The organism is Amycolatopsis sp. NPDC039088, assembly GCF_055598845.1.
Window position 1 is genome coordinate 1 of record NZ_JBVKAE010000039.1, and the last position, 11,917, is coordinate 11,917.

At 69.2% G+C, this 11,917-nt stretch carries 11 protein-coding genes; 4 read left to right on the plus strand and 7 right to left on the minus strand.

Translation table 11 applies throughout. The features are described from left to right. Positions 1-494: 494 nt before the first annotated feature. The 5 genes from groL to ACZ7KI_RS35565 all read right to left on the minus strand — a co-directional run bounded on the left by groL (position 495) and on the right by ACZ7KI_RS35565 (position 5,519). Positions 495-2,123, minus strand: coding sequence for a chaperonin GroEL (gene groL, locus ACZ7KI_RS35545; protein WP_465464057.1), 1,629 nt, complete (start codon positions 2,121-2,123; stop codon positions 495-497). 247 nt (positions 2,124-2,370) lie between these two features. After that, positions 2,371-3,840, minus strand: coding sequence for a serine/threonine-protein kinase (locus tag ACZ7KI_RS35550; protein WP_470277406.1), 1,470 nt, complete (start codon positions 3,838-3,840; stop codon positions 2,371-2,373). Between the two features lie 57 nt (positions 3,841-3,897). Beyond that, a complete protein-coding gene (locus tag ACZ7KI_RS35555; protein WP_076160121.1) occupies positions 3,898-4,101 on the minus strand; it encodes a cold-shock protein in 204 nt (67 codons plus the stop codon). Between the two features lie 113 nt (positions 4,102-4,214). Continuing rightward, positions 4,215-4,838 carry an AIM24 family protein gene (locus ACZ7KI_RS35560; RefSeq protein WP_470277407.1) on the minus strand — a complete coding sequence of 208 codons (624 nt, stop codon included), beginning with the start codon at positions 4,836-4,838 and terminating at the stop codon, positions 4,215-4,217. A gap of 3 nt (positions 4,839-4,841) precedes the next feature. Next, entirely contained in the window at positions 4,842-5,519 is a 678-nt protein-coding gene (locus ACZ7KI_RS35565) for a TIGR00266 family protein (protein WP_061985035.1), read from the minus strand. Between the two features lie 74 nt (positions 5,520-5,593). Between ACZ7KI_RS35565 and moeA the strand changes: the two genes are divergently transcribed. Next, the gene (moeA, locus tag ACZ7KI_RS35570; RefSeq protein WP_470277475.1) at positions 5,594-6,796 is read left to right on the plus strand and encodes a molybdopterin molybdotransferase MoeA; all 1,203 of its coding nucleotides are present in this window, start codon (positions 5,594-5,596) and stop codon (positions 6,794-6,796) included. A 14-nt stretch (positions 6,797-6,810) separates the two neighbouring features. Here moeA and ACZ7KI_RS35575 read toward each other — a convergent pair whose 3' ends face one another. Together ACZ7KI_RS35575 and ACZ7KI_RS35580 are read right to left on the minus strand one after the other, a co-directional pair. Further along, positions 6,811-8,055 carry an MFS transporter gene (locus ACZ7KI_RS35575; RefSeq protein WP_470277408.1) on the minus strand — a complete coding sequence of 415 codons (1,245 nt, stop codon included), beginning with the start codon at positions 8,053-8,055 and terminating at the stop codon, positions 6,811-6,813. Further along, the gene (locus ACZ7KI_RS35580; protein WP_470277409.1) at positions 8,052-8,615 is read right to left on the minus strand and encodes an ArsR/SmtB family transcription factor; all 564 of its coding nucleotides are present in this window, start codon (positions 8,613-8,615) and stop codon (positions 8,052-8,054) included. Before ACZ7KI_RS35580 ends, ACZ7KI_RS35575 begins: the two co-directional genes overlap by 4 nt. Before the next feature lie 80 nt (positions 8,616-8,695). Between ACZ7KI_RS35580 and ACZ7KI_RS35585 the strand changes: the two genes are divergently transcribed. From ACZ7KI_RS35585 to pssA, 3 genes are all read left to right on the plus strand, one after another. Then, on the plus strand, positions 8,696-8,986 hold the full coding sequence (locus ACZ7KI_RS35585; protein WP_470277410.1) for a GlsB/YeaQ/YmgE family stress response membrane protein: 291 nt from the start codon (positions 8,696-8,698) through the stop codon (positions 8,984-8,986). Between the two features lie 479 nt (positions 8,987-9,465). Beyond that, positions 9,466-10,194: a phosphatidylserine decarboxylase gene (locus tag ACZ7KI_RS35590; protein WP_470277411.1), complete on the plus strand. Its 729-nt coding sequence runs from the start codon at positions 9,466-9,468 to the stop codon at positions 10,192-10,194. A gap of 3 nt (positions 10,195-10,197) precedes the next feature. Further along, complete coding sequence (pssA, locus tag ACZ7KI_RS35595) at positions 10,198-11,169, plus strand: CDP-diacylglycerol--serine O-phosphatidyltransferase (protein WP_470277412.1); 972 nt, start codon at positions 10,198-10,200, stop codon at positions 11,167-11,169. Positions 11,170-11,917 lie beyond the last annotated feature (748 nt).

Here is an 11,917-nt window from a genome sequence, read left to right on the forward strand (position 1 = left end):
GTCCCGTCTTGAAGTCCGTGAAGGCCTCCTTGAGGGACCCAGAGTCCCTCAAGGAGGCCTTCACGGACTTACCACCCACCACGCCACGTTTGGGTTACCTCTCAAATAGAACCCTCATTGCCACTCACGACCCCGCCCAAAGCCGCACAAACCACCCAAGCCGGACAGTCTTCTTCGGAAAATTGTCCCTTGTGGACGCTGGGGCGCGGCCCGGCTTCCGTCAGTCGGCCCGGTCCCGCGCCGGGGCACGCCATGTTCGCCTTGCCCCTCAATAACACTCACGACCTCATTCAGGACCGCACATTTAGGCATCGACCAGACATCGATCCGGCAGAAAATGTCCCTTGTGGACAGTCATGGCCGCGACCGCCCTCAAGGGGAGTCTCTCGCCTGTCGCCAGTCCGTGAAGGCCTCCTTCACTACCAAGAGAACGACATAAGAAAAGCCCGGACGCGCGAGGCGCGTCCGGGCTTTCCGGTGTTACAGGCTCGAACTCAGAAGTCCATGCCGCCCATGCCACCGGACGGGTCGGCGGGAGCGGCCGAGGCCTTCTCCGGCTTGTCCGCCACGACGGCTTCGGTGGTCAGGAACAGCGCCGCGATGGAAGCGGCGTTCTGCAGCGCGGAGCGGGTGACCTTCGTGGGGTCCGGCACGCCGGCGGCGAGCAGGTCCTCGTAGACACCGGTGGCGGCGTTGAGGCCGTGGCCAGTCGGGAGGCCCTTGACCTTCTCCGCCACGACGCCGCCTTCGAGGCCGGCGTTGATCGCGATCTGCTTGAGCGGCGCCTCGACGGCGACCTTGACGATGTTGGCACCAGTGGCCTCGTCGCCCTCGAGCTTCAGACCGGCGAAGGCAGCCTCGGCGGCCTGGATGAGAGCGACGCCACCACCGGCGACGATGCCCTCTTCGACGGCGGCCTTGGCGTTGCGCACTGCATCTTCGATGCGGTGCTTGCGCTCCTTCAGCTCGACCTCGGTGGCGGCACCGGCCTTGATGACGGCCACGCCGCCGGCCAGCTTCGCCAGCCGCTCCTGGAGCTTCTCGCGGTCGTAGTCCGAGTCCGAGTTCTCGATCTCGGCGCGGATCTGGTTGACGCGACCCTGGATCTGGTCGGCGTCGCCCGCACCCTCGACGATGGTGGTCTCGTCCTTGGTGATGACGGCCTTGCGCGCCTTGCCCAGCAGGGAAAGGTCGGCGTTCTCCAGCTTGAGGCCGACGTCCTCGGAGATGACCTGGCCACCGGTCAGGATCGCGATGTCCTGCAGGATCGCCTTGCGGCGGTCACCGAAGCCCGGGGCCTTGACGGCGACGGACTTGAAGGTGCCACGCATCTTGTTGACGATCAGGGTGGCCAGAGCCTCGCCCTCGACGTCCTCGGCGATGATCAGCAGCGGCTTGCCGGACTGGATGACCTTCTCCAGCAGCGGCAGCACGTCCTTGACGGTGGAGATCTTAGAACCGAAGAGGAGGACGTACGGGTCCTCGAGCTCGGCTTCCTGACGCTCCGGGTCGGTCACGAAGTAACCGGAGATGTAGCCCTTGTCGAAGCGCATACCCTCGGTGAGCTCGAGCTCGAGCCCGAAGGTGTTGCTCTCCTCGACGGTGACGACGCCTTCCTTGCCGACCTTGTCCAGCGCCTCGGCGATGAGATCGCCGATGGTGCGGTCCGCGGCGGAGATCGACGCGGTGGCGGCGATCTGCTCCTTGGTCTCGATCTGGACGGCCATCTTGTGCAGCTGCTCGGTGATGGCCTCGACGGCCGCCTCGATGCCGCGCTTCAGGCTGATGGGGTCGGCCCCGGCGGCGACGTTGCGCAGACCCTCGCGGACGAGAGCCTGGGCGAGCACGGTGGCGGTGGTGGTGCCGTCACCCGCGACGTCGTCGGTCTTCTTGGCAACTTCCTTGACGAGCTCGGCCCCGATCTTCTCCCACGGGTCTTCGAGCTCGATCTCCTTGGCGATGGAGACACCGTCGTTGGTGATCGTCGGCGCGCCCCACTTCTTTTCGAGCACGACGTTGCGGCCCCGCGGGCCGAGGGTCACCTTGACGGCATCGGCGAGGATGTTCAAGCCACGCTCGAGACCGCGGCGGGCGTCCTCGTCGAACGCGATCAGTTTGGCCATTTCGGTGTGGTCCTCCGATATTGGGCGCCGCCGCACGCTTGAACAGCGCGGCGGCAGGACTCTTTCCTCGGCCAGGCTCGGTGCCCGCGACGGACGACCCACCCCGTGAAGGGTGCGGCCTCACCGTCCCGACCTTCAGACGAGCGGTCGGTGACCGCCTGTCTGGCACTCGACGGCGTCGAGTGCCAACACCGTGTTTAGCACTCTCCGGGGTCGAGTGCAAGAACCGCAGGTCAGCGCGGCGGTATCAGGTGCTCGGCTTGATGGAGATCGACGACGGCGGAGGCTTCAGGGACGATCCGGGAGCCTGCGACTGCGAGCCACCGGGGCCGACCGGGATGTTCGGCGCGGTGGTCTGCGGGCCGTTGCCACCGCTCGAGTCACTGAAGACGAAGATCGCGGCGACGATCGCGCCGGCGACCACGAGGGCGCCGACGATGATCCAGATCCACTTGGCGCCGCCGCCCTTCTTCTTGGGCTGGAAGCCGCCTTGCTGCTGCGGCGGCGGGCCGTAACCGGGCGGCGGACCCTGCTGGAACCCACCCTGCTGCTGGAACCCGCCTTGCTGCGGCGGCGGACCGTAGCCCGGCGGCGGACCCTGCTGGAACCCGCCCTGCTGCTGGTAGCCACCCTGCTGCGGCGGCGGACCGTAACCCGGCGGCGGACCCTGCTGCTGCGGGCCCTGCCCCGGGGGCGGGCCTTGCGGCCCCGGTCCCTGCTGGCCGTAGCCCGGCTGTTGTCCTCCATACGGGTGCACGGGGCCCCCCTCTCCCTGTGGCGGCGTGTTCTGCCTAGGCGCCTGATGCGGTACCGCCTGCTGGACGGTCGCGGCCGCCGCCTGCCCGGGCGGACCCGGAGGCTCGTTCGAGGTCGCGAGCGGACCCAGCGCGCGCCTGGCGGCCGCGATCATCTCAACACAGTTCGGGTAGCGATCGGCGGGATTCTTCGCCATTCCCTTGCGGATGACCTCGTCGATGCCCGCGGGCAGGCCGACGATCCGGGAGATGGCGGGGGGTTCGCCGTTCAGGTGACCCTTGATGACCGTCTGCACGTCGCCCTTGAAGGGCGGGCTGCCGGTCAGGCAGGCGTAGAGGACACAGGTGAGCGCGTACTGGTCGGTGCGGCCGTCGAGCGGCTCGCCGCGCAGGTGCTCGGGGGCGGCGTAAGTGGGCGAGCCGAGGAAGTCACCACCGCGAGTCCGGTGCCCGGTGGCGCCGCGCCGGGTCAGGCCGAAGTCGGCGACGTAGACGTGCTCACGCGAAGTCTCCTTGCTGGTGACCAGGACGTTGGCCGGTTTGACGTCGAGGTGCACGAGTCCGCGGTTGTGCAGGGTGTCGAGCGCGTCGGCGACCTGGTCGAGCATGGTCAGCGCGCGGGAGGGCGCGATCGGGCCGCCGGAGATCAGGCCGGCGAGGTCCCCGCCGTCGACCATCCGCATGGCGATGTAGAGCATGCCTTCGAGCTCGCCGAAGTCGTACAAGGGCACGACGTTGGCATGGTCGATCGCGGACGTGTTCCGCGCCTCGTCGACGAAGCGTTCGCGGAACTCGGCGTCGGCCCCGAGGTGATCACCGATGACCTTCAGTGCCACCTTGCGTCCGAGCCGCACGTCCGTGGCCTTGTAGGTCACGCTCATGCCGCCCTTGCCGAGCACCCCGTCGATGCGGTAGTTGCCCAGCCGGCGACCGGTCAGGTCCCCCGACTCATCGCCTGTCACGCAGCGCAGCCTAACGCGCCAGTTCCGGAGGCCGCCGGGGGTTCGCCCGAAGTCTCGCTAGACCTTGCGCACGTCCGCCGCTTGACTCCGCCCGTCACGCCCGGACTGGACTTCGAATTCCACGCGATCACCCTCGTCGAGCGTCCGGAACCCGTCGGCCTGAATGGCCGAGTAGTGGACGAAGACGTCGGGCCCTTCGGTGGATTCGATGAATCCGTAGCCCTTTTCCGAGTTGAACCACTTGACGGTGCCGACTGCCACGGCGCCCTCCCTCAGCACGGGATCCGCCGGCCTTCTTGCCCCGGACGGCGGTTTCGAGTGCAGTTCACGCTACCCGAATCACCGCCGTCGGCAATGGTCGATTCGTCCCAAGGTCACCCGCGAAAAAGCCGCCTATTGCGCGATTGCACCAGGACGCGTCCTGGTCCTGCGAAGTCCAGCGCGAGCCCTTCGCCGGTGCGGACCGACTGCGGACCGGACTGGTCGACGGCGCGGAGGCGGCACTGCACGGTGTCCGGATAGGCCAGCAGGAAGTCCGGCCGGACGGTGACGAGTTCGCCCGCGGCGAGTTCGAAGGCGTCGACCGGGCCCTGCGCGGCCAGTACGAGCGGGCCGCTTCCGCTGTAATGCTCCAGGAACCCCGCGTCGGCCCCGAAGAGCTTCTGCAGCGGCGCCCAGGCGGGGTCCTGCCTGACCGTCGCCGGCCGGGCGAGGATCGCGTCGCGGCTCACGCACCAGCCCGCGCCGCCGGTGAATTCCAGCGGGTAGACGTCGCCCGCGGCCAGCGGCGCGAAGTCGATCCAGCCGCCGCCCTCCGGCGCGTTGAACACCGAGGGCGCGGTCTTGCCCGCCCGGGAACCCCCGCGGGCCGGAACGGTCTCGGTGATGCCGAAACTGCTGGCGAGCATGGTGTCCCCGGCGGCCTGGACGGCTTCGCCGGGGGACAACAGCACGCGCGCGACCCCGAAGTTCGGGGTGTGCCTGGTCTGGACGCGCATGGCTCAGCGCGAGGGAACCTGGGCGATCACCCAGGCGGACAGCGCCGACGGGTTGCGGGTCTGGGTGAGCAGCTGGCCGGGCCCGGCGAAGTCGAACACGAGGCCTTCGCCGCTCTTCATCGACTGGATGACGCCCGTGGCGACCTTCCGGATCTGGTACTGCACGGTGTCGGCGAACGCGACGACGTGCCCGGTGTCGATGGTGATGACCTCGCCCTGCTGCAGGGTGACCGTCTCCAGCGCGCCGTAGCAGGCCACGACCAGCGGGCCCTGTCCGGTCGCGTGCGTCAGGAAGCCGCCTTCGCCGCCGACGAGGTTCTTGAGCCCGCCCCATTTGGTCTCGGTCTGCACACCGTGGGACGACGCGAGCCACGAGCCGCGCGTGACGCACCAGCCGGTGCGGCCGTCGAGGTTGATGATCTGCATGTCGCCGGGCAGGTTCGCGGCGACGTCGACCCAGCCGCCGTTCTGCGGGGCGGTGTAGGTGGAGATGAAGAAGGACTCGCCGGAGAGGAAGGCGCGGCCGAGGCCCTTCATGATGCCGCCCTGCGCCTGGGACTGGACCTGCACGCCGTAACTCGTCGCCATCATCGCGCCCGACTCGACCTGCGCCGGTTCACCCGGTGCGAGCATGAGCCTGGCCACCGCGAACGATGGCTGGTGACGGATCTGAACCTGCATGTCTCTGTCTCCCCGGTGGTCGTTGTGACGCGCAGAGTCTTGCATGCGACCGAAGAGGGGGGAGGATGGTCCGCGTGATCTCCGTCGACGCCCACCGTGAGACCGTCACCGGCCTGCTCGGAAACGCCCCCGTCATCCGTCTTCCGCTCGCTTCGGCCGCCGGGCTCGTCCTGGCCGAGGACGTGCTCGCGGGGGTTTCGCTGCCGCCGTTCGACAACTCCGCGATGGACGGTTACGCCGTGCGCGCCGCCGATATCGCCTCCGCCGCCGAAGCGCCCGTGACGCTGCCGGTCGCCGACGACATCCCCGCCGGCCGCGTCGACATCGGCGAGCTGGAGCCGGGTACGGCGCACCGGATCATGACCGGCGCCCCGCTGCCGCCCGGTGCCGACGCGGTGGTGATGGTGGAGCACACGGACGGCGGTGTGACGGACGTCCGGATTCTCAGGACAGCCGTCCCGGGCGCGCATATCCGCCGCCTCGGTGAAGACGTCGTCGAAGGCACGGTGGCGCTTTCGGCGGGCACCGTGCTGGGTCCGGCGCAGCTGGGCCTCGCGGCGGCCGTCGGGCTCGCCGAGGTTCCGGTGCGGAGGCCGCTGAAGGTGCTTGTCGTCTCCACCGGGACCGAACTCGTCGACGCGCCGAATCCCTTGCGGCACGGGCAGATCTACGAATCGAACAGCATCATGCTGGCGTCCGCGGTCCGCGCGCTCGGCTGCGAGGCCGAAGTCGTGCGCAGTGTCGTCGACGACGTGGCCGAGTTCCGCGCGGTGATCGAGCCGCGGCTGGCGGACGTGGATCTGCTGGTGACCTCGGGCGGGGTGAGCGCGGGCGCGTACGAAGTCGTGAAGGACGCGCTGACGGGGCAGGGCGTGGAGTTCCGGAAAGTCGCGATGCAGCCGGGCGGGCCGCAGGGCTGCGGGCGGTGGAACGGCGTGCCGGTGGTGACGTTGCCGGGCAACCCCGTGAGCGTGCTCGTCTCCTTCGAAGCATTCCTGCGGCCGGCGTTGCTCGCGGCGATGGGCCACGCGGGCGTCGACCGCCAGCAGGTGCGGGCCCGGCTGACCGAGTCGATGACCTCCCCCGCCGGACGGCGTCAGTTCCGGCGGGGCTTCTACACGCACTCCGAAGGTGAGGTCACCGGGATCGTCGGACCTCGCGGCGGACCGGGATCGCATCTGCTGGCGGCGTTCACGCAGGCGAACTGCCTGATCGTGCTGCCGGAGGACGTCGACTCGGTGGCGAAGGGCGACGAGGTCGACGTCCTCCTGCTCTGATCGCCTTTAGCGGGCTAAACGCGATCCGCCGGGAAGTCGCGGCACCGGCCGATCGGCGTGAGCAGCAGGGCGAACACGGCGACGACTTCGAGACCGGCCATCAGCCACAGCGTCTGCCGGACGCCGACGGTCTCGCCGAGAATCCCGCCGAGCAGGCCGCCCAGCGCGATCGCGCCGAGGCTGAGCACGGACATGCTCGCGGTGACCCGGCCGAACATCGCCGCCGGGACGTACCGCTGTTTGAACGTGGCGTTGAGGACGTTCGAGCCGACGACCCCGGCGCTGAGCGAGAACCCGGCGACGACGAAGAACGCGAGTCCCCAGCCGCCTTGGGCGAGTGGTCCCAGCAACATCATCAGCGACCCGGAGCCCTCGCAGAGGATGAAGGCACGCGCGGTGCCGACCCGCGCGGCGAATTTGCCCGACAGCGCCGCGCCGAAGATCCCGCCCGCGCCGGTGAGGGCGAGCACGAGTCCGGCCGTCCCCGCCCCGACGCCGAGATCGCGGACGAGGAACACGACCTCGATCGCCTGGTAGCCCATGAGCGCGACGTTCGAGATCGCGCCGAAGACGGCCAGAACACGCAGATAAGGGTCGTGGACGACGAAATCGAGACCGTCGCGGATCTCGTCCCGCAGCCGCGAACGCGTCTTCGCCGGGCGTTCGGGCTCGCGGTGGCGGATGGATCGCAGGCACAGTACGGAGATCCCGAAGCTGACGGCGTCGGCGAGCACGCCGCTGACGGCACCGAAACCCTGTGCCAGCAGACCGGCCAGACCGGGTCCGCCGATCTGCGCGGCGGATTCACTGCCCTGCAGCTTTTCGTTGGCTTCCTGAAGTTGGTCCTTGTCGACCAGCGAAGGCAGGTACGCGCGGTACGCGACGTTGAAGAACACCTTCGCGACGCCGCCCGCCAACGCGACGACGATCAGCTGGGTCATCGTGAGCAGCCCGCACCACGCGGCGACCGGGACGCTCAGGAACACCAGCATGGAGAGGGTGTTGCAGGCCAGCATGACCGGGCGTTTCGGCCGTCTGTCGACCCAGGCGCCGGCGGGCAGGCCGATCAGCAGCCACGGCAGCCAGGCGGCCGCGGTCAGCAGGCCGACCGCGAACGTGCTCGCCTGGAGGGTGACCACCGCGACGAGCGGCAGCGCGACGACGGCGATGGAACTGCCGAGCACGCTGGTCGTCTCGCCGGTCCACAGCAACCGGAAGTCCCGGCCGCGCAGCAGTCCGCCGCGTTCCCGGGTGATCACGGGCGGGCCGGGACGGCTCGGGTGGCGAAGAACACCGGCCTGCGTTCCTGGCCGTCGTCAGGTTGTTCGCGGTCGCTGTACTCCCGGACCAGCGCTTGGATCCGGCTCTCGAGTTCAGCCAGTTCCGCGACCGACAGCTTCATCCAGCTGTCCGTGGCGAAGGCGGCCCGATGCCACTCCTCGGGGTAGCTGTCGCGTTCGGCGAACCACTGGCGCGCCATGGAAACCTGGCGTTCGAGGGCGAGGGATTCGGCGGCGGCCGCGACCGGGTCGTCCGGGAAGTCCGACGGTGACCAGGAAACCGCGTAGCCGACGCGGCGCCACCAACGCTCGCGGCGGTCGCGGGCGAGTTCGGGCGCCTCCTCGACCAGATCGCTGGCCGCCAGCACCTTCAGGTGGTGACTGACGTTCCCGACGGCTTGCCCGGTCCGCTCGGCGAGCACGGAAGCGGTGCACGGGCCGTCGAGGCGGAGGACGTCGAGCAGGCGGCGCCGCAGCGGATGGGACATCGCGGCGAGCACCTTCGAATCGTGGACTTCACGCACTTCACGGTCGGCCATGACGCACAACAGTAGTTGCACAAGACGTCTTGTACAAGTCCTCTTGTGCGCTACTCCATCCGGGTCGGTAACCTCGGGGTATGGGTTTCTTCTCGTGGATCGTGTTCGGCGCCATCGCGGGGTGGCTGGCCAACGTCGTGGTCGGCGGCCCCGACCGGCGGGGCGGCTGCCTGTTCAGCATCCTGATCGGCGTGCTCGGGGCGGCGCTGGGCGGTTTCATCTACCGGCTCGCGACGGGCACCGAGCGGAGCTTCGAGTTCGACTTCCCCAGCTTCGGCGTCGCCATTCTCGGCTCGATCGTGCTGCTGGCCCTGTTGCGGCTGGTGCGCGGCTCCGGGCGGCGCGATTCACGGCCGCCCTATCAGCGGTGACCGATGGAGTAACCGTTGGTAACGGTTTTCTCGCGACCGGTGATCACCGGCATCCGGCGAACTAAAGTGGGACTTTCGCTCAGTTCCAGTGAACGCGGCCGGGTGCGCGTGCCGTCGGGGGGCATACGCACCCGGACGCGCGCGCCTCGGCGATGATCGAGGCGGCGCGGACGGGGTCCACGAGCGGCGGCATCGGCGTCGCCGAAATGTCCCTCTTCCAGGCTCGGAACAGCTCGGCGAGTCGCTCGCCTGCGGGGTCCGGACTGGCGGGCATTCGCGGGTCCTCAAGGTCGGCGATCGGCATCAATTACCTAGAGTTATCGCGTATTTCCACCTTCCGTTACCGGGATGTGGCCCCTCCCACCCGGGCCGGGGAAACCCTTCCGGGGGAGGCCACGGGCCTGTCCTGGACAGGGCGGTAGCGTGGTGGCTCTTCCAAGACCCCACACCCCCGACACGAACTGCGGTGAACCCGACCAATGAGCGGCAACCGGCCGGAAGCCACTGGAAACCCACTCACGCACGCCGTGAAGCTGGCGCGCGAGACCGTTCCGCCGATGCACCCGGCCGGCAGGCCGTTCGTGCTCGGCGGTCTCGCCGCGACGCTGGTGCTGCGGAAGTTCTCCAAGCGCCTCGGCGTCGTCGGCGCGCTCGCGACGGCCGCCACGGCCGCGTTCTTCCGTGAGCCCAAGCGCGTCCCGCCCGCCCAGTCCGGTCTGGCGGTCGCTTCGGCGGACGGTCTGGTGTCGCTGATCGAGGAGGCCGTGCCGCCGCCCGAGCTGGGGCTGCCCGCCGAACCGCGGATGCGGGTCAGCGTGTTCCTGTCGGTGTTCGACGTGCACGTCCAGCGGATCCCGGCGTCGGGTGTGATCGAGCGGGTCGTCTACCGGCCGGGGAAGTTCCTGTCCGCGGACCTGGACAAGGCGAGCGACGACAACGAGCGCAACTCCGTGCTCATGCGCACCGACGACGGCCACGAGCTCGTCGTGGTGCAGATCGCCGGGCTGGTGGCCCGGCGCATCCTCTGTGAGATCCGTGAGGGTGACAAGGTCGGCGTCGGTTCGACGTACGGCATCATCCGCTTCGGCTCCCGAGTGGACCTGTACCTGCCGCCGGGCAGCAAGGTCCTCGTCTCGAAGGGCCAGCGCACGATCGGCGGCGAGACCCCGATCGCCGAGCTGCCCACGGCGCCGCACCCGGAAGGCTGATCCATGGTCCGTGTGACCACTCCCGGTGTCCGGCTGCTGCCGAACGCCATCACGGTGCTCGCTCTGTGCGCCGGTCTGTCCTCGGTGCAGTTCGCGCTGATCGGCAACTATCCGATGGCGATCGCGTCGATCGGGATCGCCGCGGTGCTCGACAGCCTGGACGGCCGGATCGCGCGGCTGCTGGACGCGACGTCGAAGATGGGGCAGGAGCTCGACTCGCTGTCCGACGGCATCTCGTTCGGTGTCGCGCCCGCGCTGGTGCTGTACGTCTGGCATGCCGAAGGCGAGCGGATCGGCTGGGTGGCGTCGCTGATCTTCGCGGTCTGCATGATCCTGCGACTCGCGCGGTTCAACACGTTGATCGAGGACACCGAGCAGCCGCCGTACGCGGGTGAGTTCTTCGTCGGGGTGCCCGCTCCCGCCGGTGGTCTGCTGGCGATGCTGCCGCTGATCCTGGAGCTGCAGTTCGGGCGAGGCTGGTGGTCGCACCAGTACATGGTGTGGGTGTGGACGATCGCCGTCGCCGCGCTGCTGATCAGCCGGATCCCGACGCTGTCGCTGAAGACGGTGAAGGCGCCGCCGAAGGCGATCGCGCCGCTGCTGGTCGGGGTGGGCCTGCTGGCCGCCGCGATCATCCAGTTCCCGCTGGTGGCGCTCGCGATCGCGCTGATCCTGTACCTGGCGCACATCCCGTACTCGGTGTACCGGCAGCGCTGGCTCGCCAAGCACCCGGAGGCGTGGATGGCACCGCCGAGGGAACGGCGTGCGATCCGGCGCAGCACGAGCCGTCGCCGTCTGGGCCTGCGCCCGCCGCTGCGGCGCGTGGTGGCCGGTGCCGCTCAGCGCGTCCGGCTGCAGCGGGGCGAACAGCACGTCGCGCGCGCTCCGCGCACCATCACCCACGACAAGGACCAGGACAACGGCCGAGGCCCGCGGCGCCGCTCATGGCGGCGGATCGGCCTGCGGAAACGCTGACCCGCGCCAGGACCTTGAGGCAGGCGCTCGGGGTTGTCCAGGTGTGATCGCGCGCCGGCGAAGTAGTGAGTTCCGTGAAGGCCTCCTTCCCTACTCTCAAGGTAGGGTCCCGGCAAAGTCGGCATCGTGCAGGTCGGGGACCTCTTTGTCCTGGCGCGGGCCCGCACCGGTCGAACCTTGCTCAACAGGGGATCAGGGACAACATGCCCCGGAACCCGGCACACCCCCGAGTGTGGAGGATTTGGGACGTTCAACGCCCCAAATCCTCCACACTCGAACCCCACAGGCACCAGCGACGCCACATCCGAACCACCAAGAAAAGTGCCGACCAGCAACTCTGCGACTTTGCCGGAACCCTGCTCTCAAGGCAGGGAAGGTGGCCTTCACGGACCACAAAACGGCCCAAACTTGACATTCCCCCAACTGACGTCCTTTGTGGACGATCGACATCGCCCAGCTCCCAGCCCCCGCCCGTCCCTGGGGGACGGCCCCGCGCCCAGCGTATCGGGGGTGTCTGACGGGACCCGGGAAACGGGGGCCGGAGGCCGGAGTTGTCCACAAGTGGGTGAAGCTGTGGACAACTTGAGGGGCGCCAGGAACGCAGGGTGTCGGGGGGGGGGGGGGGGGGGGGGGAGGGGGGGGAAGGGGGGGGGGGGGGGGGGGGGGGGGGGGGGTTTTTTTTTTCCCGGGGGGGGGGGGGGGGGGGGTTTCTCCACGGCCCGACCGCTAGCGGCTCACCACGCGATCG